Source organism: Photobacterium lipolyticum, assembly GCF_003026475.1.
GTDB lineage: Bacteria > Pseudomonadota > Gammaproteobacteria > Enterobacterales > Vibrionaceae > Photobacterium > Photobacterium lipolyticum.
The window spans coordinates 128,599-152,155 of record NZ_PYMC01000003.1 but is presented as its reverse complement, the minus strand read 5'-3'; the positions used below and the strand labels follow the sequence as shown (position 1 = coordinate 152,155).

Sequence of the window (23,557 nt, the reverse complement as noted above, 5' to 3'; positions counted from 1 at the left end):
AGGCTACAACGTAATAACAACGTTAAGCTTTAAGCGCATTTCTATACATTTAAAGCTTATCAAAAATGAAAGTTTTAGTGAGTATAGCCATGACCCATTCCCAATTTCATTTAATAGCTCAACGTATCTTTAAATCCGAAGACCAGCGTACAGCCGTTGCTGCCGTGATCTTTGATGGATTATCAAGCTATGAAGCAGAAAAACGTTTTGAGTTACCCAAAGGTACACTTTCTCGTAATGTAAAAAAGTACCGGGCTGAAGTAAATTACATCAAAAATGTCGCTGCGGCTTAATCGCTTCGCTTAGTTGCTCATTGATAGAAACGGAGAGCCATGCTCTCCGTGTTTATTACGCCTATTTAGCTCTTCACTATTGAAGCAAGATAAAAACCCGGAATCAATAACTGATCCCAGATTATGTCCGCCTTCTAAGATCGTTCAACGGTTCTGTATTTAGTATAAGCACTTATTTTTTATGGCTATATAACGCCTAACCAAGTCATCAATCTAATACTTAAAGTGATTAATCTTATAACTTACATCATTGGTATATCCTGCGACCCTATTACTCTCTTCCTGCGCCATTTGCGAACCTTTCCCAATATTTTCCGCGGCGTCATTTATCGCCACAATACTGCGATTAACTTCTTCGGTTACAGCGGCTTGTTCTTCGGCTGCACTGGCAATTTGATGTGCCATATCTTGAATTTTACCGCTCTGCACGCTCACTTCATCAAGGGCTTTCACAGCCTCTTCAGCATGCGACATGCACTTATCACTCAACTCTCGGTTCTTCTGCATCGTATCAACGGCTTGCTTACTGCTTGTACGCAGCCTGTTAATCATTTGCTGAATTTCATCCGTCGAATCTGCGGTCTTGGTTGCTAAGTTTCTTACTTCGTCAGCAACAACGGCAAAGCCCCGGCCTTGTTCACCCGCACGGGCAGCTTCAATCGCGGCATTCAATGCCAGTAGATTCGTTTGCTCAGAAATATTACGGATCACGTCCAAAATACTCCCAATGTCACTGGTTTGCTTTTCAAGCTCTTCAATTTTTTGGGTGGCATCAATCACATTATTAGCAAGATCACGTAAACCTTCGGCGTTCGCGCCAACCACATCCTGACCCTGATTCACAGATTGCTGGGTGAGTGACACTGCACCCGCCGTTTCCTGGGCATTATCAGATACGCTGTGAGCCGTCGATGACATCTCATTGGTCGCCGTGACCACTTGTTCGATTTCCTGACGCTGAGCCGTAATCTGCGTTTGGCTCAGTGTTGCCGCCTCTGCTGTCGCTGTTACACTTTGTGTTAATGAACCAACTGTTCCAGCAATATCCGTCACAATGCCTCGAACATCGGCAATAAAGGTATTAAGGTGGTTTGCCAGCTGACCCGTTTCATCTTTACGCTCAATATTGATACGTTGTGTTAAATCCCCCCCCGAGTGAGTCAGTGCTTTAACACGCGATACCAGCACGCTAATTGGTGAGGCAATCGATAGCGATACAAACCACATCAAAATCAAACCAAGCAGACCGGCAATTAGACCAACGCCCATCTGCCCGGATAAGTTGTCAGAAATACGCGCAGTAACGGTATTTACAATTGCCTGGGCATTGGCTAATGCAACATCCACTGGCGCAATAACAATTACTTCCCATTGAGCATTGGTGCCCGTTGTCTTAAAACCTGCGGTTGCAATCAAATCGTTACCACTCACTACCGTTTCACCGACACGACGAGAAGTGATCATCTCTTGTAACGACGTAGCAGACAGCGTTTTACCAATGTTAGTCGGCTCGCCACTATCAGCACTGACAATACCCGACGCGCTTAAGATAATGACCCGCGACTGACCAGAAATCAGTCCTTTTGCAGTCTTTGTTGCCAATGATTGTAAGAAATTAAGCGAATAATCGACACCGAACATTCCAACGTATTCGCCGTTACGTATTACCGGAGCAACAAATGAACTCATGAGTGTTGATACACCTTGAATATTATAACTTGCCGGATCAATCACACAGGCTAGCTTGGTTTCCATTGGACATAAATACCACTCAGATTCGCGGATCCCCGTTTCTGTCATGCGAGTCGAATAGAAAGGATATGTTGCTTCCGAACGCACTTCACCAGACGCCGAACGGTTAAAATACGGACTAAATTCACCATTGGGTTGTGAATATTTATCAGTAATATAACTGCTTGCCTGACCATCATATTTATTCACTTCCCAACCAGTATAAATACCTATGATATTTGGCGTATTATTAATGGTATTTTCTAATAATTGAATGGCACTTTGTCGTGATATTTTCGGATCTTCTGCACTGAAAGCTGACGTGTAACTGGCGACTATTTCCATTGCCTGATTAAACACAATGTTAATTTCTCCAGCCTCAACCTTGGCTGACAAGCTTAAATTTTCTTTCAATGCTGTTTCTGCATCATATAATACTAATTTATCCAGCTGCTGGCTGAGATTTGTGCCGCTGTAATTACTATAACCAAGCATTGCGACGGTGACCGCGAGCAAGCTAGCTCCTCCAAACAACATGATTTGTTGTTTAATACTCGAAAACTGCATCTGTATACCTTCACGACATATATAGGATTATTCTTAACTGATTGCAGGCGTTATTATACATCCTGCACCGTAAACCTCTTCGATCAATTTTTACCTATTTAAAGATATAAAAATAACTGAAATATTTAGAATTATAGCTATAGGTAAGCATCTCAGCTGCGAGAACTTACATTATATAATGTATGCATACAAAAAATATCAGTGAAATTATGAGCCATGAATCATTTATAGTTGACATTTCATATCTTTTAGCTTTTTTTCAACAACTTATGTGGCCGCATTCCAACAATAAGCAGAACACGCTTACCAGCGTGGACTTACATAGAAGACAAGCAAAATATTTTTATCGACCAAATAATTTTATCCTGCCATAAACTAATGCAAGGTGACTTTATCTTTTATATTATATTGCCAATTCCTATTAAGCATATTTATAAGTAAAATTTCAACACATGAGACACATAATCATTCAATTGGAACGCTTAAATATTGACACCTTTTTAACCTCGAGGTAAATCCATATAGAACAATGTATTCTCTCGATGATTATTGGTTGTATGATTCACACATACATTAAATTTTGCGTTGAACCCCATACAGCCACTAAGATTAGTAACATCCGTTATATACATTTAAAAATCATAAATTAACAAATTCCTAGTATTTTAATTTAATTCGAACCTTCATAAACCACGCTTTTGTACGTAATGTAATGGCCAATTAGGATCAGGCGGTAATTAATGAAACAACCGACTCTATTAGCAACCTTACCGGTGAGGTGAAAAAGGCTGTTCACATCATCGATGCAACCGAATGCGACTTGAAATAATATTTACTTCATTCATCGATATGATACGAGGCACTGCCGATTAAACTAACTTGCTTTAACCTCGCAGATTGAAACGGAAAATGTTATGTAAGGCCATCGTTGATCTGTCTTTTATACAGTTCAACGATGGCTTTTTCTTCTCTAAACCTCCTATAAACGTAGTTATAACTAACCGTATCTACTGGTGATTACTATACCCAAGTGACGTCCACATGCTCGTTTCAGCTTGAAATGAACAATCATTCCTGTGCTCATTTCCTTGAATTGAACGTGCTGAGTTCAAACTAAATCCAGCCTCTTGAAACGACTTGGATATATTGTTCAACGACTCATCCCAAAACGCTCTGCAATATCATCAGAGCCTCGAAGTTGGGCACTCAAAGAGAACAATCCGCCGCTTGCCAATAACAGGGCGATGAGTGTTATTGGCCCTAAACTAAAGAAATCCATTACCGGGCTGTCACCCACTAGAATGTTAAATGGCAGGTGATAGATGTCGCTGAGAAAATCGCCCACGCTACTTGAACCAAAGATCATATAGGTCAGCAGATTTATCATCAGCACAGCAACAAATAACGAGATCAATGGATGACTGGTGATCTGCGAAAGTACCAGCAGCAAACAGGCAATCGGCAATAAGGCCAAACTTACAAAGACCATTCGGCCGAGAAAATCAAACCAATGCGATGCCATCGCCAACAAACTAATGGAAGATGATGCCTGCATATCGACGGGTAACAGCCAACTTCCTAGCAACCATACGATCAAATCTGAAAACAGCAATAATAATGAAGCAATACACGGAATAACAATTAGAGCAAAAATCAGTTTAACGGCTATCGCCAGATGATCTGTAACAGGCATTGAACGCCAAAACATCAAACTGCCTTCCTGACGTTCCTTACGCAAGGTTTTCGGTATATAGGCAAAAAAAGACACCACCGAGACCATTCCCGCGACGATAACATTCACCTTACCAATGATCCCGGCAAAACCGGTGACAACCGCTAAACCAGTCCAGGTATAATCACCTGATATTTGAAAATAAAAATTGCTGTTATCGCCGCTCATTAGCAGGACAAAAATAACCACAGCGAATAGTCCAAGGAGGATAGGCAGACGAGTAATGAGTTTATGCTCGATTAACTCTTTCTCCAGCATATAAATAACCGGGTTCACTTTGACGCCTCCTGTTGTTTTGCAATAAATATCTCGGCCAGACCTGGTTGAGATATTTTCCCATGTGGCATCAGGGCTTCCCGCGATACATTTTCGAATAATAATGAATGCAGGCCCAATCCCGACTTTTGATAGATCGGTTTCAATGCCTGAGCTTGTGCCAGATTGTGCTGCTCTACCGTCAGCTGTGTATATTGTGCTTCCACTTGTTCTAGCGGTGCCTGCAAAACCATCTCACCTTTGCGCAAAATCAACACATCGCTTAATAAATGTTCAACTTCAGACACCTCATGACTGGCAATAATCAATGCCCGGTCTCCATCATGAAACCATTCCATTAAATAACGATAGAAAGTATCTCGGTAGATTAAATCCAGGCCTAGCGTTGGTTCATCCAGGATCAGTACTTTTGCATCGGTCGACATTACAACCGCTAAATGCAACTGCACTTTCATTCCCTTCGATAGACTGCCAATCTTGCTACTGCTTTTAATATCTGTTTTATTGAGAAAGGCCCTCATTCTCTCAAGTTCAAAATTCGGATGAACACCCGACATGTACTTCAGTAACTGAGATACCTTCATCCACTCTGGTAATACTGCAACATCAGAAATATATGCCAGATCTTCTACAATAAGCGCTCGATCTTTTTTAGGCGATAAACCAAATATCGCCAGCTCGCCATCATAGTCATGAGCGCCGAGCAAAGACTTAATCAACGTCGATTTACCTGCGCCATTATGTCCCAGCAAACCTAATATCTGGCCAGCTTTTAATTCAAAACTAATGTTCGCTAATGCCTGTTGCTGTCGATAAGACTTACCCAGTTTTTCAGCTTTTATTAATATGTCCACGTCTTACACTACCTGATTCTATATTGTTCAAGTGCCTGAAGCAGTTCATCGTCTGATAAACCAATTCTGTTTAATTTCTCTGCCAATTCGGGAAGTTCTTTATCAAGGAAGTGTTGCTTCTGACTTTTTCGAATCATCTCGACAGCACCCGTTAATACAACCATCCCCTGTCCGCGTTTTTTCTCAATGAAACCTTGATCAACTAGCTGCTGATACCCTTTCATGACTGTCAAATGATTAATTTTCAGATCTGCAGCAACTCCCCGAACCGAAGGCAACATACTCCCTTCAGGCCAGATACCATCGGCGATCTGACTGATAATGCGTTGACTTAACTGTTTGTAAATCGGCAATTCATCGCCCCAGTCATTCATCTGTAACTCATCCACCACCCACTGTTATAGTGATATATAACACCAATACAAGCAGAAGCCAAGACTGTTAGACTAAAACCACAGCGGATAGTGCAGGAAGTGCAGGAAGTGCAGGAAGTGCCAAAATATGGTTAATCGATTTCAAGATGTAGGATTCATCGAGAATCCCCAGGAAAAATCCTGAATTTCGCATTTAGAAGTGAGATGGGTATATAAAGAGGGGAAAACAAAAAACGATAAGATAAGGCGCTAAATATTCAATTCGGCACCCTATTCAAAATATTCAATGTGGGACAATATCAATACCGGCCAGCGACGGTTCCACCCAATACACAATCACAAAAAGTCACATACAAACAAACTAAGAGAAGCTCATTCCAACCAGCAGAATTAGGGTATTAATAAACACCAAAAAAATCAATTCGGGTTCTCATATATCTCTGTATGTAATATCAGGCATTACAGAAAAATACCAACAGTTAATGGCAAGTGTACAATAGCCCAATAACAATCAAAGATTGATAAATGCGTTAAAACCTCACCATAGATTAATAAGCCATTGATTTTGATTTGGATTGTGAATACAAGCTGACTATTAGTCTAAAATGTTATTCATCTTTGGCGAGTAATTCATCTTTGGCAAGTAATTCACCTGGCTGAACCCCGTCTTTTTCCATTAATGCTAGAATTTCATTCATTCGCACCTGACGTGCTTCTTCTTTGAATTCATGCAATACAGCAATAAGGTTATTAATTTTATGCAGTGGCATCCGCTTAATCACCGCTTTCTGTCGACCTGGGACTTCATCTGCAAAATCGATCAAAGCCTGACGGTAATCAGTACGTTCTTCTTTTATACCTTTTCCCGACTCAACATTTTTTAACATTGCACTCAGCGCTTTTTCTGCAGCTGCAAAATTATCCATAAACTACCTCTTAAATCATACGAAGCAACCACTCAGAGTTCGGCAAAACCCAAAGGATTGTATTAATAGTATTCCCTACAATAGAAGCATCTCAGTGTAGGCAACTTGGTTCTATAAAGTGTCAAATTAAATAAATTAACAACCTCATATGAAAGGAGAGGTTGGTAAAGGCCTTGCCAACGAACAAACCAACCAAGAGTGATACCTGGTTACCTAGTAATTATAATTGATATTTGTGGTTTGATGCCAAAAAGACAGTCAATTTAAGCAAATATACCCCCAGATGAGGTCTATGTGAACTTAATTTTAACTGAAACAGATAAATAGTGCCAAAAATGTCATGGCGTGGCAAGAATCATCAAAGCGGGCACTCTACTATCAAGCCGTTCTACTATCCGGCCTGCCGATAGCCTCTAGTGATGATTTTTAGGTCTTACCATCGCTAGCCAATGAATAATACAAATGCTTGTAACATCAATGCTGCTGTGTTCTGCATCACTAATTTTAACTTTTTTATGAACTGCCTCAAGTAATTAGTATGCAAGATTCGTAAGCTTTGATAACCTGCTCAAAGCAACACACAACATGGCTTTTTGGCGGACATTAGCGCAGTTTGGTAGCGCACAACTCTGGGGGAGTTGGGGTCGCTGGTTCGAATCCAGTATGTCCGACCAAAAGGTCATTTTCATCTCTGAAAACCATTCCCGCCCTTCTCTTCGACTTCTATACCATTTATTAAACATTGCTAGTGCAAGCTTTAGCCTCGACCATGAGATACCTCTCCATATGCAATTAATACTGATTGAAAAAATGCAAATATGGTAACCCTGTCTCAAAAATCTACTATAACTCTCAATTTCATTTTCACAGTACAGCAAACTAAAAAAACTCGTAGTACTATTTGTTAGTCTTAAGAATCATCAAAGACATACTAATCATAAGAGGATATTGCTATGGGGGTTCTTCCCAAGTGTGACGTATGTGGCCAGTCAGACGAGTTCCTTGTTACGGACAAAGGTGTCTTCATCTGTATTTGCGGCCATCAGTTCAAAATCGGAGAACACCCACAATCGGCCACGGTAAAGCAACTGAGTGGCTATCTTAAAACACTACAGCCACACTATATTCACTAATCAATTAGCCAATAGTAGTCAATACCTGTCAAAGCACTTCAGGTTTACTAATGGTAAATAAACGCCCTATCTAGTAGGACCAAAATAAATATAACGGTTAAATCCATTACATTGCAGTGGAAACAAAATTATCGTTGCTCCCTAACCCGGAGCACTTTCCTCCTTCATCCCCCAGCCATTCAAAGGAATCACCTACCTCATACCATGGCTCATTATGAATAGAAAATATCGTAACCAGTCATTTTTGACCGAAATGCTGCGAGAATGTAACAATAACTTTCACTTGAAATACCGTTCCCCCCTGTTTTTTGATTAAATAACCATCAAGATCAACTTTTCAGTGTTCAAAATCACAAATTTATCTTTAACCGCAAAAAAACAACAATATCATGATAATTAAAACTTTTTATTGTTGTTTTATATTCAAAATACATTTATTGCATTACAATCATTCGAAAAGTGTGATCTCGATCGCACTGGGAAATCAGGATTCCATGCTAACTTTCAGCGCCTTCTTTAGGCGATACTATCGATTCGATGTTTCACATTTGTAAATGCAACGGGTTGTTCAACCTGTTCATTCGTGAGCAATAACAAAATATAAATCCAGAATCGTATTCACGAACAGTCACTGAAATTGACGTTCCAGTTCGCTCAATCAGCAAATTGCTGACTGAGCCTTAGTTACAGGAAAATTTTATGAGTGTTACGAATGAAACTTGGTTAACATCACTGAACGACAGTCTGATGACCGTCATCGGTGCTATTAACGGTGTTCTATGGGGCCAACTTATTGTTTACCTACTTGTTGGTGTAGGTATCTATTTCACTTTCCGTTTAGGCTTCATTCAAATCCGACAGTTCCGACATGCCATTACTGTATTAAATACCGGTAAAAATACTGAAAACGGTATCAGTTCTTATCAGGTGTTCTGCACCTCGATGGCCGCACGTGTAGGTACCGGTAACATGGCAGGTGTTGCCGTTGCGCTTGCCGTGGGTGGCCCGGGGGCTATTTTCTGGATGTGGATAATGGCCCTTTTCGGTATGTCGACGGCTTTTATCGAGTCAACGCTTGCTCAGGTATATAAAGTTAAAGACGTCGATGGCCAATACCGTGGCGGACCAGCATACTATATGGAAAAAGGACTGGGTCAGCGTTGGATGGGTTCACTCTTCTCTGTGTTCCTGATCATTGCTTTCGGCCTCGTATTCAACGCGGTACAAGCCAATACTATCACCGATGCACTGAACCACTCTTTCGGCTTCGATAAAACCGTTATGGGTGTGATCATTGTTCTCGCATCGGCCTTTTTCATCATGGGTGGCCTTAGCAAAGTTGCACAAGCATCATCACGCATCGTACCTGTAATGGCCGTTGGCTATCTCGCAATTGCTCTTCTTATTGTCGTTATGAACATCACTGAACTTCCTGCGGCTATTATACTCATCGTTAAGAGTGCATTTGGCTGGCAAGAAGCTGCAGCTGGCGGTGTGGCTTATACGATTGCACAGGCAATGCAAAGCGGTATTGCCCGTGGTCTGTTCTCTAATGAAGCAGGTATGGGTTCTGCTGCTAACATTGCAGCAAGTGCGACGCCAAACCCTAACCACCCTGCGTCGCAAGGCTTCGTTCAGATGCTAGGTGTCTTTGCTGATACTATTGTTATCTGTACGGCATCTGCTGCAATGATTATGCTATCTGGCGTAATGGATCAACCAGATGCGGCTTCAGGTATCGGCCTGCTTCAGCAAGCACTAACCAGCGAGCTAGGCGGTTGGACGACATACTTCATGGCAGCAGCAATTATCCTGTTCTGCTTCTCATCTATCATTGCTAACTACAGCTATGCTGAAACGAACATTATGTTCTTTAATGGCAACAGCAAAAAAGGCCTGTTCATCTTCCGCCTGACAGTACTGGCAATGGTGATGTTTGGGTCTGTAGCTTCTTTGCCTGTTGTTTGGAACCTTGCAGATGCCTCTATGGGTTTGATGGTACTGATTAACGTTGTGGCGCTGATCCTGTTATCTAAGTTGGCAATCAAAGTGATCAAAGATTACGAAGTTCAGCTGAAAGCCGGTAAAGTACCAGAATTTGACCGCTCTAAGTTCCCAGAGTTGGACGAGCTAGATGGTGCGTGGCATCCAGAAGGTGCTGAGCCATTAGCAGCAACGAAGTAAGCTATCTCTAAAATCTGATTAAGATCGAACGTAATAAAAAAGCCAGCAGAAATGCTGGCTTTTTTATTACCCGGTAAGTGCTTAATCAAATACCTGGTTGCTAAAGTGTAAACATTTCGCGTCATCCATCAGTTGAATAAATCCATCTTTTTTCAGCTGCATTAAATAAGCATGATCACCGGCTTCAAGATAAAGTTCAGGCTGTTTCAACAGACATTCATCGTACACCCTATCCATATGGTAGGCCTGCGCAACTGGCGGGACTGCGCCGTGTTCACAGTCTTTAAATAATTCAAAAACGTCTTCTTCTTTCATCAGATGGAGCTGCCGATTTAATTCGTCACTCAACGTGCTTAGATTAATTTTATGACTGGCAGGCAAAATAGCCATCAATTTGCGACTTTCATGATCTTCAAGTATCACCGCTTTGACGACTTGAGTTAACGGGATATTCGACGCAATAGCCGAACTCAGGGAGTTAAAACTCCGTGCATGTTTCAGTAATTCATAATGAACATGGGCTTTATCCAGATAAGCACTCACTCTTGGTACGACACTCATGAGATGATCTCCTTTAATAAAGTAGCCCTAAAATTATAGTTCGAAGAAAAGAAAATGCTCCGCTATATCGGCGAGGTTTGTTACCGATAATTAATTAATATTTAAATCATTTTTTTTACTCACTTCTTCGTGTCCCCCCATCCATCCAAAAGGATTTGCTTATACCCAAACCACGCCAATATGCAGTATTGCGCGCGAAGATAATGTTTTGATACGAACCTACGCCCTCGGTTACTTCAAAGGGGGAGTAGTGAGCCGAATGATTACATTTATCAATGCTTTCAATATATTTGACACTACCGTATTAACAACAAAAATAATGGACTATGAAAAGGACTCTCTCTACCCTCGCTCTGATGGCGGTCTTGCCCGCTACAGCCCTACCCGCGATGGCAGCTCCATCCATCACTGTTGCAACCCCAACCAATAGTCGTGACTATCCCTTGTCTGCTGACAGCCCGTTAGTCGTCTCGCTAAATAAAGCCGACTACACCCTGACAGTCTCAGGGCTTGAAGGCGACTGCACAGCTGAACCAGTGACGAAAGTAAGATTTAACCAACCGTTAGGACTCAACTGTGGTGAAAACACATCACTGCCAATAAAAATTCGCTTTTCCGGTGACTATGCATTTCACTTCGATACCAACGCCAATACCCTGCTGATTAAACGCCAGCCTAAAAAAAACAAAACAGAATTCAAACGTCCATTACCACAAGTTACCTGTGATGTTTATTCTGGTGGTGAAGTCTCAATCAGATTGGAAGATACATTCCCAGATGGTACCTGGCTGCGTGATGCTTACAGCGGTAATAAGGCCCAGGTCAAAAACGGGCAAATAGCCTTAACGCCTGCGGCAGAAAGCGGCGGTCTGTTACTGCTTGAACCCGTAGAAAAGATCACCCCAGAATCTCAGGGCTTTGAATGGCGCAACGCTAATATCTACTTTGTGATGGTAGATCGCTTTAACAACGGCAACACTGAAAACGACCACAGCTATGGCCGCAAGAAAGATGGTAAAGACGAAGTAGCGACTTTCCATGGCGGCGATCTGGCGGGTATAACCGCCAAACTCGATTACATAAAAAGTCTGGGTACAAATGCCATCTGGCTCTCACCTATTGTCGAGCAAGTCCATGGCTTTGTCGGCGGCGGTGAAAGCGGCTCCTTCCCTTTTTATTCTTATCACGGCTACTGGACGCGTGATTTCACCCGGCTGGATGCCAACTTTGGTAACGAGGATGATTTAAAAACCTTAGTAACAGAAGCGCACAAGCGCGGCATTAAAATATTAATGGATGCGGTTATCAACCACTCCGGCTATTCCACCCTGGCCGATCTTCAAAATCAAGGGGTCAAGGTAATTAACCCTGACTCGGAATTGCCATCAAACTGGGGCGACTGGAAACCGGGCAAGGGAGAGAACTGGCACAGTTATCATAAAAATATCGACTATTCATCACCTAACTGGGCAAACTGGTGGGGTGGCGATTGGGTACGTGCAGGGTTACCGGGCTACCCGACCCCGGGTACTGGCGATCTGACTTTAGCCTTGGCAGGCTTGCCTGATTTCAGAACCGAGTCAGAAGACTTTGTAAAACCACCACAATGGCTGCTGGATAACCCAGGAACACACGTCGTTAATCGTGACAACTATCGGGTTGCTGACTATCTGGTTGAATGGCAGTCAGATTGGGTAAAACGCTTTGGTATTGATGGTTTCCGTGTAGATACAGTAAAACACGTCGCTGGTGATGTGTGGAAACAGCTAAAACAACAAGCGAGTGCCAGTCTGGAAACGTGGCGAAAAGACAACAAGGTTGAGAATAACACCCCATTCTGGATGATGGGTGAAGTGTGGGGGCACGGTCCTAGCCGCAGTTTTTACTATGACGACGGTTTTGATGCACTGATCAACTTTGACATGCAGAAAAAGGTCGATCCAGGGGCGTTCTGCTTCAGTGAAATGGCAGATACATATCAATACTATGCCGATTCACTGGCTAAACATCAGGATTTTAATGCGGTCAGCTATTTATCTTCCCACGATACTGAGTTGTATTTTAATCGCTATAAATCATTTGAAATGCAACGTGGCGCGGCGACGGCACTACTGCTGTCACCAGGTGCAGTTCAAGTGTATTACGGGGATGAAGTTGCTCGTGAACATGGCCCTTATGCCGATGATTTCCATCATGGTACCCGCTCTGACATGAACTGGAAGCCCGATACTGAGCGCCAGAGTTTACTCAAACACTGGCAAAAACTGGGGCAATTCCGCCAAAGTCATCCCGCTATAGGCGCTGGTAAGCCTAAAGTTCTGTCACAAAATCAAGGCTACGCCTTCAGCCGCGAATTCAATGGCGACAAAGTTGTTGTCGTATTTGCCGGTAAACAGAAATAACCAGGACTGATTAATCCAGCATAGCAATTCAAGCCGGCGATGTCGCATCGCTGGCTTTATTTGCCCCCCTAATCAGCAAATACATGCTGCAACCGCTGATTCACAGCCTTTTTATCAAAGACTTTCGGATCAAAGCCCTCTTCATCCCAGCCAAACCATTCAAGCTGTTCCAGATCGTCTTCTTTTTTTAATTTATAAGCCTTCAGTAACTCTTGATAACCAGGTACGCCACCACAATCTTCAGGCGGACACATATTTTTCCCAGCGGTCACTATTGGTGTTAAGCAATCCCTTTTATTGATTCTTTCCAGGGTAATCGTATGGTGCCAATTATCACCAAAATCATAGATATAATGAATACTGTCACTTGGTTTCTTTAACAAACTACCCAGTGGGATGGCAGCGAGTCCGTCAAAACCTTCATCATCGTTATCAATATCTCCATCAACATTGCCATTAAAATCCGGCGAATATCGGGTTCTGCCTTTTTGAAACTCAAATAAATGGGTATCGTCCCAGCCCATCACGACCTGAACTGCGGTATGCAAATCCAGCAAACTGCACTTATTGCTTACAGTAAACCGGCGCCATACCGCCGGGCTGACACCGTTTAATTCAATCTTAAGCACATAACCGTGGCCCGGTTGCATGGACAACTTATTAGTAGCTAAAAATACTGCCTTTTCGTCCATTGCTGATAGTGATCGTTCCGCCAATTGCTCCAGTAATGGCAGCTTCTTGCGTTTCAGATCGTTGACCAGAAGATCGTAGGCGCAAAGCATAAAGAGCTTCTCATCATCAGCCAGAAGATCCGATTTCAGCTGATAACGACACAGCAGTCCACTCAGCACCAGACGTTTGGCCAGATACGTCCGATCGGCCAAATAGACCTTATTGATCACATCCCGCACAGTTTTACACCCTGCCGGCAGATCAATTTCAAACCAAGTCTGCGTAATTGGATGATTTAAAATCATAGCACTACACGATCGAACCTGGTTGATCTCACGTTCAGACGGAACCGCCTCAAACTCCTTAATCACATCCAGCAATCTAACCGGTTGTGGCTGCCCCCAAGACAAAGGAACCCGCGCAAGCAACATCAGTGTTTCAATATCGAGCCAAGTACCTGCTTTTTGTCCAACAGCCAGCAACCAGGGAAACACCTTTGCTGGGTAATCCAAAGAAACCGCCATAGAATCCACATCTTCTGCGGCCATGCTTTTCAGTTGGAGCCACTCTTCCATGTCAGCGTCAGGACGGTACATTCCATCAACAACCCCCAGATCCAGGCGCAACATCCCGCTCCATACAGAATACTCCGTATCCCGTTTTAACAGCAGCATTAACACTACAGTATCCTGACCATCAGGCATTGAAGCCTGCACTTCCACCACCTCGGTATCATTCTCATCGTGTTTTTGTGCGCGAAGGGTGAGACGTTGCCAACGTTCAAGATCTGCTTTCAGGCTCACATCAGCATGGTAACGAAGCAGGCTAAGGTACTTAATATTCGACAGTTTTGACCATTCACTATCTGGCAGCTGCTGCAAAAAGTCCTGAACTTCAACCCTGACATTTTCATCCTGATGAGCAAGTAGTATAACCGCAGCATCCAGATACCAGTGAAGTTCAGACACAATGCTCAGCAGCTGTGTAATCCCCCCCGCTGGAAGCATGGCTAATTCACTCATCATTAACAGCACAAAATCTTCGCCATTTCTAATACCTGACGCATGAATATGGCTTATTAAATCTTCAGGGGTATCGATAACATTGGTGCCAGTGTGATTGGCATTATCCATATAGATTTCCTGCAACCAGCTCATAACCTCTTCCGGGACTGAGACCTGGTGGCTTTTCAACACCCTGACAACCTGGTACGCACAATCAGGATGAATCTTGTCATCTTCCAGTAGGGCTATCAGAACCGCCGAAACTATTTCATTAAACTGATGAAACAATTCAGGATCACTGCGCTTCAACAGATAGAAGTGACCAGCTGAATATTCAAGCCACTGCAGTAATAATTCAAATTCATCACTTTCATCATCATAGGGGCTGGTACATCCCATTGTGACGACATAATTAAGGGACAGCGGGCTTTCCAGCAGCAACTGAATGTCTGGTGGTAGAACAGACAAATCCTTTGCTGCATTATTCTCAAGATAGTCTTCGAAGGCACCTATAAATGTTGATAATTCCACGATGTTTGCTCTGCTGTATTGAAATAAAAGATATTTGCCATAAAGCCGTAAACCTCTGACTCTAATTGTGCGGCGCTGTCTACCAAAGTTACCGGCATTGAATGTGTTAAACAGTATAGACAACCCTAAGGTATGGTGTTTTTCAAGATATAAACCAAACAGATACATCAATATGCCAAAGTAAGCTCAAGGTGCAGGTAACTCTTCCTGAGGGCTAACTGAAACAAGTATATTGCGGTTACTTGGGTATATAACATGTGCATCAAATTTGCTATCAACCCTTGTTTTTTATGATTGATAGATCACAGCACTCACTCTCCAAACAGATATAGTGTGGTGATATTCAAAAGGAGAGCGATATGTCGTACCCCGTTATTCTTGATTGTGATCCTGGTCATGATGATGCCATTGCATTGATCCTGGCTTGTGCCAGTCCAGAACTTGATATTAGAGCCGTTACCACCAGCGCAGGAAATCAAACGCCCGAGAAAACCCTTAACAACGCATTACGTATTCTGACCTTACTTGGCAGAACAGATATTCCTGTTGCTGGCGGCGCACTCAAGCCCATTTCCCGCGAACTAATCATTGCCGACAACGTGCATGGTGAAACCGGATTAGATGGCCCGGTATTACCCGATCCCGGTTTTAAGCCACAACCGATTCATGCCATTGAATTAATGGCGAATATTTTGCGAGAATCAGAAACGCCGGTGACGCTGGTACCGACTGGGCCACTGACCAATGTTGCCCTGCTACTGGCAACCCACCGTGAACTGCACGAGAAGATTGAACAGATTGTTCTGATGGGAGGTGCCGCCGAAGCCGGTAACTGGACGCCAGCGGCCGAATTTAATATTTTTGTCGATCCCGAAGCGGCAGATATCGTCTTTAAGTCTGGTGTTCCTATCACTATGTGCGGGCTGGATGTCACCCACCGAGCCCAGATCATGGATGAAGATATCGAACGGATCAGAGCCATCGCCAACCCCGTTGCAAACGTCGTCGCAGAGTTACTCGACTTCTTTATGATTTATCATCGCGATCCAAAATGGGGATTTAAAGGCGCGCCATTGCATGATCCTTGTACCATTGCATGGCTATTAAAACCGGCACTGTTCCAGTCGCAAACTTGCTGGGTCGGTATTGAAACGCAAGGGACTCACACCTTAGGTATGACTGTGGTAGATCGTTACCAGCTCACCAATCATCCGGCCAACGCCACAGTGCTGTACGATATTAACCGCCAAGGCTTTGTTGATCTGCTCGCCGAGCGCTTAGAAAACTACTCAGAAATAACGGTGTGATGGCATAAGTTGCTATTCGTAATGCTCAAGAATAAGCTGAAAATTTCGTCATCCTCGAAAGCGCTTAACGCTGATCTTTTTCTTATCGATTGAATTTACAGTAGCGATTATCGGGGATCCACAGTCCACTGAACCTTCCGTGCATGATGGATCCCTGATAACCTCCAGGTGAGTTTTGAGAAAGCCTGCAAGTTCAGTGTTTGGCGGTTGCTGGGATGACGGACTTCGACTGTTTCAATCATCATACAGTCTGTTTCGGTACTAGCATAAAAAAGGCCTCTTATATTAGAGACCTCATGTTTAACCATAACCATTTAAAAGAATAACGATTAATAATAACCATGTTCGTGTTTCCAGCTTTCGCTCATTTGATTTAATACACAGGCTGGAAGTGGTCGATGCGCCTTAGCTGGCCGAGTGGCGATATTACGATATCCAGCGGCTTTTAATCGCAAATCGAAGGCTCTATCAATGGGCATCCCTGCTCGGGCAAGATCCTTCTTAAACATCCTCAACGCCTGATATTCATGCTGCTCAATCTCACCGCCGTAAGGATATTTCAATACTTTTGCATACGCTTGCTTTGCCAGTTCGAAATTAACTCTAATCATAAGCGCCTCCCATGCACTGTATATAACAACAGTAGTACGTTACGACGTAGCTTGCAACATGTTTGCTACCAATGTATTGAAAATATACCGATAGCGTTAAATCAGTTGATGTTAATTGAGTATTCTGGAAAATTGTTAAATGGATCAGGACAGCCGAACTCCAAAGCCAAGACATAAACCTTTCTTTTATTACTCCGCTACAGGCCTTTTTATTGGCTACTTTCTAGTCAGCCAACGCGTTGGAAAAAGATTATTCCTTTAAACCGTTTCTTTGCTCCTTTACTATGCCCGTTCCAGACGAACCCAAGGACAAATACGCAATGCAACAAGCTAACATCGCCCCAAACCCACAAATCGCCGTTATCTTCAAAGGCTGGGCAGCTGACTGGGCAAAAGAAAGCCAGGCTGACAAAAAAGACATGGCAACGAAATTTCATACTGTTTATAACATTGCGGCTGACTTGTTCTCTAAGGGCGGTGAAGTAGATATGCAGTTCCTATCGGCACTGTTTCAAGACTGCAAACAAAAATTAGAAATGGCCGAAGCCATGAACGAAAAGGTGAAGGCAAGCCTGCACGCTGATGACGAGCGCGCCCTTGCGATTATTGCCAAAGTAAACAGCGCCGCACAAGATGCCGCGCATGTTGTTCGCTACTTGGGACAGTTGTTGATGCCGGCGGCGTAAACCGCTTTCAATAACAGTGAATAGCACAGACATTCAATTTCGAGAATGCCTGTGCTCCGGTTTTAATCAGCTTATTAAGTCCTGGTGTTATCGCATTTTGAAGATTTCTTTATGAAAGCGGTCACTTCCTAAACCAGCCGCGGCTAAATGCGTACTCAAGATCTTGCCAAACTCCTCTGGCCCACAGAAGCTAACATCAAACTCTTTGCTGTCGGTTGTACTTAGTATCTGTTCAGCACTCAGGAACTCCCCCTTGGCAGCATCAAGTATTTCAAGTTCAATAAAATCTAAGCGCTGCAGAATAGACAGGATTTCCTTTTCAAAGAAAGCTTCATTTCTAGTATTTACACAATAGAACAAATGGATCTTTTTAAACTCAAGGTCTTCTTTATGGGCTTTACGCTCTAGCCAGTAGAGCCTAGACATAAACGGTACAATACCGATACCCGCACCAACCCAGACTTGCGTTTCTTGTTCTGGAATCTGGAAATAACCGTACCCACCTTCGACTGTCACTCTTTGTCCGGCCGTTAACTGATTGACCATCTTATTGGTATAATCACCTAAACCTTTTATACCAAACTCGATGAGTTTTCTTTCGGCATCATAATTGAGGATTGAGAAGGGATGCGGTGCTTCGCCATCATGAAAATTTAGATATACAAACTGACCTTCTTTATATCGAATAGCTGAATCTAACTTAATGCCAATACGAATCGCAATATTACTTTCTGTATTTACCTTAAGCGGCTCAACACGCACCACCTCTCCTGCAGATTTGTAACTCGCACCAATTTTTCCGGTTAGTGATATGAAAGAGCACCAGATACCAATGAGAGAAATACCAGCAATAGCGATATTCATCGGTATTGATTGACTATTCCAGTCAAGCAGTAAAACACTATGAAGTACGCCTGCGATAACTAGCAAGCCACCGATTTTATGGGTGAACTTAAACTTCTTATAGCTGATAGCTTGCACCAAACTAATAAGGCTAAAGAGAACAAATACATAAAAGGTGAACTCGCCAATTTCGCTAGCAACATGGTGCCAGTTTATCCCTTCAATAGCAGGGCGGCTTATGGTTGGCCTTGCTAACAATCCTGCCTGCACGAACCACTTGGCACTTTGAACACAAAGCCAGTGCAGAACTAAGGCTACCGTCGCACCAATTCCAAGTTTTTTGTGTAACGCATAACCCTTATCTAGCCCATTCAACCGAGACTCAACCCAGCTTAACCTTGCGGCAATAAGCACGGCAAAGCTCATATACCCAAGGCCAATAATACCAGACAGCATAGTGAGCTGATGACGCCAGAAGAAGAAGTTTCCCATTTCGTCATAGCCCATCAATAAGGCCGGAGACCATAACAGTACGAGTATCAGTGTAAATTTCAACATAGCGGTAGCTTCTCGCTGGAATATTAATTTCAGTAATAAAAAAACTATGAGGGATATAATATTCCCTCTCGCGAGGGATAGAAGCGGCTTTACTTAGCTTCAAACAAGTTTACGCTTCTTTACATTACCTGCGGCACTACTCCCGCCAAGCCGATTTATCGCAATCACTATTACGCTTTCAATCTGCTGGTTTCAAAAAAAAGCCTGAGTAAGACGACTCAGACTTTTTAGATCTTATTCGTTGTTGTTTTTTATCAACCCTGAGAGCACTCAATCAGCTTCACGGCATTGCCCAGAACATGCAGGCAGGTAAGTCGACCTACACCACCGGGAACCGGTGTAATTGATGCCGCCGTTACCATGCCATGATGGTGTTTAATATCACCGACCAACTTTCCGTCTACGCGATTGATACCGACATCAATAATAAGCTGCCCTTCGATAAACTGTGAGTTATCCAAAATACCGTGAGCACCGGTTGCAACTACGATGACATCATATTTATTCCAGTCTACCGCGGCGAGATCTGAACGGCTGTTAAAGCTGGCGACCGTACTTTGACGATTAATAAGTTCAATAGCCAAAGGCTTGCCAACGATATTGCTGCGACCGACCACTGCCACCTTCAGGCCGGCAAAATTATGCTCACCGCAATGGGCCGATATAATATCTATCGTCGCTTGCACGGTACAAGGAAGAACAGTGTTCTGGCCCAGCACCAGCTGACCTAGTGACTCAGAGCCAAATCCATCCACATCGATGTCGGCAGGTAGATCGGGGGCTGTGAGTCCGTTCGGCAATGGCAGCTGGAATAAAATAGGATGATCCGCATTTGCTGCAAGTGCATCAAGATCCGCCTGGACCGTTGTCTCTTCTGCCAGTGTGAGGTGGTTGCATTCAAGGCCGAGTTCATCAAAAAGACGGATTTTATTGCGGACATAGACTTTACTGGCGGGATCGTCACCGACAGTAACGATAGTCAGTTGAACAGGCACGCTTAAAGTCGTAATTTTACTCTTAAGCTCTTCGATTTTTGATTCATAGATTGTATTGATTACTGATTTCATTGTTCTTCACGCTTGAGACTGATTGTTACTTTATAACCAACTGATTTTTATAACACTATGCGTTAGAACAATGAAAGTGTGTTTCGAGTCGCATATCAGAATTTAGTAACGCTTATGCTTGTCTATCTTACCGATGCTTAGCGCCTCAACGCTATAGCGGAGTAAAGGCTATCCATTACGTATCAGTAAGCAGTATAATGGGTGCAGATCCCGCCATATACACTCGTTTTAGGAACAGCAATGCTAGAAGAACAACAAAACAACCCGTTACACGGCCTTAAATTAGAAACTTTACTCACAGAACTTGTCGATTTTTATGGCTGGGATATCCTCGACACGGCTATGCGTTTCAACTGTTTTAATACGAACCCCACCATTGCAGGTAGCCTTAAGTTTCTTCGCAAAACAGAGTGGGCACGCGAAAAATTAGAAGCGTTTTATTTATCCCGCTATAAGCGCATGCCAAGAGCAAGCGAAGAAGACTTTGCATTACCACCTCGTAAGCGTACTTTTCCGGTCGGTATCGTGCCACGGGAACCGATGGTACTAACCGTTGAGTCAATTTTGCTTTCTCAGGCAAAAGCAGCTTCTGCCCATAAAGAAAAATCATCACGCAGACACCCTCGACGTCGATAGACTTAGCTAATATTAACGTTAGCTCTTCAATGATAGGGGTAAGACAATGCCATCTTTAGACATAACCCAACTCGGTAACCCTGTCTTAAGAGCACAAGCTGCAACCTTGACGTCTGTGCAGATCGAACTATCTGCTCCTTTCTTTGAATCACTTAAACAGATCATGGGCAAATATCAGGGGGTCGGTATTGCCGCCCCTCAAGTTGGCCAGTCTATACGCGCTTTTATTGTGGCCTCACGCCCTAACGAACGCTACCCCCATGCACCATTGATGGAGCCAACAGTCATGCTCAACCCCGAGCTGCTTTGGCAAAGCGATGAGATGGAAAAGGACTGGGAAGGCTGCCTCAGTATTCCGGGAATAAGAGCCAAAGTTAGCCGCCACAAACGTATACAGGTTCGTTACCAAACCGAATCAGGCAAGGTGATTGAAACGGAGTTCGACGGTTTTATTGCGCGAATTTTCCAGCACGAACTCGACCACCTCAACGGCATTGTCTTCCTCGACAGAGCAGACAAGCTCGATGTCGTGACGGAGAGCGAGTATCAGAAGCTGATGGGGATTAGGCAGTAAAGGCAGAGTTATTTGGCATTACTGGCGTAGTACCCCTAATCAAGATTTTAGAAAGCTATAAACTTTACTTATCTTCATTTTGTTTATTAGTTAATGTACAAATTTTCACGATGGTAAGAAAGATAATGCTTATGTCGGCTGTCAACAATAAAAGACATTCCTTCATTAATACCTAAGACATCATGGTCTTCTAAAGCATCTGAAATGAGGATATGGCCTTGGTCAGTAAATGATATGAATCCGAGATCAAATGCTTTATCAATGTTTGCCAGCAACAACAGGCCATTGAAAGGGTCTAAACGTTCTGTATTTTTTGCCTTCGACCAGGGCTTAATATGTGAAGCCACCAGCATAGGCAATTTGGGATAACTGGTCAGTGCGCATCCGCCCCAATATTCAATAAGTTCTTCACGGAAACGCCCTTGGCCAATTCGAGTACTTACCATAATGGACTTTTCAGTTTCGTTGAGAGAAGTATCTTCGAGGATATGTTGAACATCTGATTTTACATTGACTTGCCCGACATCAGCTAAAAAGGTGCCATAGGATTTAATTGCAGCACTGTACATTCCCTTTCCTTTCGCATCTTTTTTCTTAAATTCTTCGAGCTGCATAGCTTGCGTTGTTAAACGCTTGTATTCATGAAAGCTATTCACCCTGGTAAGTGGTTGAGTTAATAGACATTCATCAGCCATCCAATTGGAAATACTTCCTCTTAATGCACCTAGGTAATTTTTTACCGTCTTATCTGATTTTCCAAGAGTTGTTGCCCACCTTGCATATAAATCAGCCAAATTGTCGAGATTTACAGTCAATGCAGTTTTAAGCTCACCATTTACGATGGTGCTTTTCATATAATCAAAAAGTTCATCATCAAGGTAAGCGAAATCAATATTGTCTTTAATTGATTTTGGAGATACTGATTTAAGTACTGGTGTGTCTGTTGTTAGCTTTCCTTTGTGGTACCAGAAGCCTTCAGACCGAAGGAAGTAAAAAGGATTCTCTGGTGTGTCTTGATCATCTCCTTGCTTGAACTGCTCGAAATAATAACTAAATCTACTTTTCAGTTGATCATTGAAGTAAATTTTATTTGAATGAAAGTGGCCGACTTCAATAAGATCGATAACGGCTAATAGCAGACATACTTTATGCGGTTTACTATGACCTCTTGAACGATCTGTATTGAGAGTTTTAAATTTTTCTACGTAATAAGATAGTGACATAACTATTTCCCGTGCCCTATCACCACCGTCTGCCACTGCACATATTCTCGGCCCATGGCATCGGGGGCACGCTCAGATTTATGACAAATATGTAGGGCATGATCTTTTGCCAGCAGCTCTAGTCCTTCGACTGAAACACCATGGGTAGTTCGACCATCGCTAAAACTGCCATGACGCAGAGAAATAACCAGTTTGCTATTAGGGGCTAGTAGATTCGCCAGCTTTCGGAAAGCACGCTTGCGCTCTGATTTGGCGATATGCATCCAAACAGCCGAAACAAGAATAAAATCAAAACGCATACCCAAATCGATGACTTTCTTTAATTCCGGTAGTGTGTCATCGAGCCAGGTGACTTCCAGGCCATCGGTATGCTCGCGACCTCGCTGACTAAGGGATTTAGCTGGCTCTATGGCAAAGACTTCACAGCCATTTTGTGCAAACCATTTGGCATCTCGTCCGCTGCCAGCCCCAACATCCAATACTCGGAGTGGCTGTTGTCCATCTGCAGCAACAGGCCAATATGGCTTCCAGCTTGCGTGAACATCCTCAAAAGAAAACTGCTGATAACTATCGGCAAGGGTTGAGGCGTTTTTATGGTAGAAGTTTATGTTCTGGTTCACAGCAATGCGCTTACTTTATGCAACTGCTCTCATTCTAATCCCAACAATTATTAATTGCATCAACAAGATAGATTGTTTTCTAGCAAACGCACACTTTATCCTTGTTGTTATAAACTCAAACAGCTGGCAATGCTCTGAATTGACCAGATAATTGTCCCGATTGGTATTAGCTCATTCTAAGCAGAATAATCC

Annotated in this window: 19 protein-coding genes and 1 tRNA gene; 8 read left to right on the top strand and 12 right to left on the bottom strand. The window is 43.0% G+C overall.

From position 1 onward, the window contains the following. Positions 1–89 precede the first annotated feature (89 nt). Entirely contained in the window at positions 90–293 is a 204-nt protein-coding gene (locus tag C9I89_RS05910; RefSeq protein WP_107282429.1) for a hypothetical protein, read from the top strand. A gap of 213 nt (positions 294–506) precedes the next feature. On the opposite strand, the gene C9I89_RS05905 is transcribed toward C9I89_RS05910, so the two are convergent. The 5 genes from C9I89_RS05905 to C9I89_RS05885 form a co-directional block, all read right to left on the bottom strand. After that, a complete protein-coding gene (locus tag C9I89_RS05905) occupies positions 507–2,591 on the bottom strand; it encodes a methyl-accepting chemotaxis protein (protein WP_107282428.1) in 2,085 nt (694 codons plus the stop codon). Positions 2,592–3,741: 1,150 nt separating this feature from the next. Then, on the bottom strand, positions 3,742–4,599 hold the full coding sequence (locus C9I89_RS05900; RefSeq protein WP_107282427.1) for an ABC transporter: 858 nt from the start codon (positions 4,597–4,599) through the stop codon (positions 3,742–3,744). Next, entirely contained in the window at positions 4,596–5,453 is an 858-nt protein-coding gene (locus C9I89_RS05895; RefSeq protein WP_107282426.1) for an ABC transporter ATP-binding protein, read from the bottom strand. The genes C9I89_RS05900 and C9I89_RS05895 overlap by 4 nt, the downstream gene beginning before the upstream one ends. A gap of 8 nt (positions 5,454–5,461) precedes the next feature. Then, a complete protein-coding gene (locus C9I89_RS05890) occupies positions 5,462–5,827 on the bottom strand; it encodes a GntR family transcriptional regulator (RefSeq protein ID WP_107282425.1) in 366 nt (121 codons plus the stop codon). Positions 5,828–6,435: 608 nt separating this feature from the next. Continuing rightward, positions 6,436–6,753: a hypothetical protein gene (locus C9I89_RS05885; RefSeq protein ID WP_107282424.1), complete on the bottom strand. Its 318-nt coding sequence runs from the start codon at positions 6,751–6,753 to the stop codon at positions 6,436–6,438. A 597-nt stretch (positions 6,754–7,350) separates the two neighbouring features. Here C9I89_RS05885 and C9I89_RS05880 point away from each other — a divergent pair. Together C9I89_RS05880 and C9I89_RS05870 are read left to right on the top strand one after the other, a co-directional pair. After that, positions 7,351–7,427 (top strand) — tRNA-Pro (locus C9I89_RS05880). 1,158 nt (positions 7,428–8,585) lie between these two features. Next, positions 8,586–10,070, top strand: coding sequence for an alanine/glycine:cation symporter family protein (locus tag C9I89_RS05870; RefSeq protein ID WP_107282422.1), 1,485 nt, complete (start codon positions 8,586–8,588; stop codon positions 10,068–10,070). Positions 10,071–10,151: 81 nt separating this feature from the next. On the opposite strand, the gene C9I89_RS05865 is transcribed toward C9I89_RS05870, so the two are convergent. Next, positions 10,152–10,631 (bottom strand): aminoacyl-tRNA deacylase, encoded by a 480-nt coding sequence (locus C9I89_RS05865; protein WP_107282421.1) that lies wholly within the window; start codon positions 10,629–10,631, stop codon positions 10,152–10,154. Between the two features lie 326 nt (positions 10,632–10,957). Between C9I89_RS05865 and C9I89_RS05860 the strand changes: the two genes are divergently transcribed. After that, positions 10,958–13,033: an alpha-amylase gene (locus C9I89_RS05860; RefSeq protein ID WP_107282420.1), complete on the top strand. Its 2,076-nt coding sequence runs from the start codon at positions 10,958–10,960 to the stop codon at positions 13,031–13,033. 68 nt (positions 13,034–13,101) lie between these two features. On the opposite strand, the gene C9I89_RS05855 is transcribed toward C9I89_RS05860, so the two are convergent. After that, positions 13,102–15,240 (bottom strand): plasmid pRiA4b ORF-3 family protein, encoded by a 2,139-nt coding sequence (locus C9I89_RS05855; RefSeq protein WP_170107629.1) that lies wholly within the window; start codon positions 15,238–15,240, stop codon positions 13,102–13,104. A gap of 359 nt (positions 15,241–15,599) precedes the next feature. Between C9I89_RS05855 and rihA the strand changes: the two genes are divergently transcribed. Further along, positions 15,600–16,547, top strand: coding sequence for a pyrimidine-specific ribonucleoside hydrolase RihA (rihA, locus tag C9I89_RS05850; RefSeq protein ID WP_107282418.1), 948 nt, complete (start codon positions 15,600–15,602; stop codon positions 16,545–16,547). 329 nt (positions 16,548–16,876) lie between these two features. Here the strand turns inward: rihA and C9I89_RS05845 are convergent, their stop codons facing one another. Then, on the bottom strand, positions 16,877–17,158 hold the full coding sequence (locus C9I89_RS05845; RefSeq protein WP_107282417.1) for a hypothetical protein: 282 nt from the start codon (positions 17,156–17,158) through the stop codon (positions 16,877–16,879). Between the two features lie 320 nt (positions 17,159–17,478). On the opposite strand from C9I89_RS05845, the gene C9I89_RS05840 reads away from it, so the two are divergent. Further along, positions 17,479–17,844, top strand: a complete 366-nt coding sequence (locus C9I89_RS05840; protein WP_107282416.1) for a hypothetical protein — start codon at positions 17,479–17,481, stop codon at positions 17,842–17,844. 87 nt (positions 17,845–17,931) lie between these two features. Here the strand turns inward: C9I89_RS05840 and C9I89_RS05835 are convergent, their stop codons facing one another. Together C9I89_RS05835 and C9I89_RS05830 are read right to left on the bottom strand one after the other, a co-directional pair. After that, on the bottom strand, positions 17,932–19,245 hold the full coding sequence (locus tag C9I89_RS05835) for a ferredoxin reductase family protein (protein WP_107282415.1): 1,314 nt from the start codon (positions 19,243–19,245) through the stop codon (positions 17,932–17,934). A 254-nt stretch (positions 19,246–19,499) separates the two neighbouring features. Then, entirely contained in the window at positions 19,500–20,312 is an 813-nt protein-coding gene (locus tag C9I89_RS05830) for a bifunctional 5,10-methylenetetrahydrofolate dehydrogenase/5,10-methenyltetrahydrofolate cyclohydrolase (protein ID WP_107282414.1), read from the bottom strand. Between the two features lie 240 nt (positions 20,313–20,552). Here C9I89_RS05830 and C9I89_RS05825 point away from each other — a divergent pair, with 240 nt between their 5' ends. Together C9I89_RS05825 and def are read left to right on the top strand one after the other, a co-directional pair. Further along, a complete protein-coding gene (locus C9I89_RS05825; protein WP_107282413.1) occupies positions 20,553–20,948 on the top strand; it encodes a VF530 family protein in 396 nt (131 codons plus the stop codon). Positions 20,949–20,994: 46 nt separating this feature from the next. Continuing rightward, positions 20,995–21,522: a peptide deformylase gene (def, locus tag C9I89_RS05820; RefSeq protein WP_107282412.1), complete on the top strand. Its 528-nt coding sequence runs from the start codon at positions 20,995–20,997 to the stop codon at positions 21,520–21,522. Positions 21,523–21,608: 86 nt separating this feature from the next. On the opposite strand, the gene C9I89_RS05815 is transcribed toward def, so the two are convergent. Both C9I89_RS05815 and C9I89_RS05810 read right to left on the bottom strand, forming a co-directional pair. Next, positions 21,609–22,745, bottom strand: coding sequence for an HNH endonuclease (locus C9I89_RS05815; RefSeq protein ID WP_107282411.1), 1,137 nt, complete (start codon positions 22,743–22,745; stop codon positions 21,609–21,611). Between the two features lie 2 nt (positions 22,746–22,747). Beyond that, positions 22,748–23,365, bottom strand: coding sequence for a class I SAM-dependent methyltransferase (locus C9I89_RS05810; protein ID WP_107282410.1), 618 nt, complete (start codon positions 23,363–23,365; stop codon positions 22,748–22,750). Positions 23,366–23,557 lie beyond the last annotated feature (192 nt).

Bases quoted from the DNA above. Each gene is read 5' to 3' on its own strand.
- C9I89_RS05865 (WP_107282421.1), bottom strand. From the start codon at position 10,631: ATGAGTGTCGTACCAAGAGTGAGTGCTTATCTGGATAAAGCCCATGTT.
- C9I89_RS05840 (WP_107282416.1), top strand. From the start codon at position 17,479: ATGCAACAAGCTAACATCGCCCCAAACCCACAAATCGCCGTTATCTTC.
- C9I89_RS05885 (WP_107282424.1), bottom strand. From the start codon at position 6,753: ATGGATAATTTTGCAGCTGCAGAAAAAGCGCTGAGTGCAATGTTAAAA.
- C9I89_RS05910 (WP_107282429.1), top strand. From the start codon at position 90: ATGACCCATTCCCAATTTCATTTAATAGCTCAACGTATCTTTAAATCC.
- C9I89_RS05905 (WP_107282428.1), bottom strand. From the start codon at position 2,591: ATGCAGTTTTCGAGTATTAAACAACAAATCATGTTGTTTGGAGGAGCT.
- C9I89_RS05835 (WP_107282415.1), bottom strand. From the start codon at position 19,245: ATGTTGAAATTTACACTGATACTCGTACTGTTATGGTCTCCGGCCTTA.
- def (WP_107282412.1), top strand. From the start codon at position 20,995: ATGCCATCTTTAGACATAACCCAACTCGGTAACCCTGTCTTAAGAGCA.
- C9I89_RS05845 (WP_107282417.1), bottom strand. From the start codon at position 17,158: ATGATTAGAGTTAATTTCGAACTGGCAAAGCAAGCGTATGCAAAAGTA.
- C9I89_RS05830 (WP_107282414.1), bottom strand. From the start codon at position 20,312: ATGAAATCAGTAATCAATACAATCTATGAATCAAAAATCGAAGAGCTT.
- C9I89_RS05815 (WP_107282411.1), bottom strand. From the start codon at position 22,745: ATGTCACTATCTTATTACGTAGAAAAATTTAAAACTCTCAATACAGAT.
- C9I89_RS05870 (WP_107282422.1), top strand. From the start codon at position 8,586: ATGAGTGTTACGAATGAAACTTGGTTAACATCACTGAACGACAGTCTG.
- C9I89_RS05890 (WP_107282425.1), bottom strand. From the start codon at position 5,827: ATGAATGACTGGGGCGATGAATTGCCGATTTACAAACAGTTAAGTCAA.
- C9I89_RS05860 (WP_107282420.1), top strand. From the start codon at position 10,958: ATGAAAAGGACTCTCTCTACCCTCGCTCTGATGGCGGTCTTGCCCGCT.
- rihA (WP_107282418.1), top strand. From the start codon at position 15,600: ATGTCGTACCCCGTTATTCTTGATTGTGATCCTGGTCATGATGATGCC.
- C9I89_RS05825 (WP_107282413.1), top strand. From the start codon at position 20,553: ATGCTAGAAGAACAACAAAACAACCCGTTACACGGCCTTAAATTAGAA.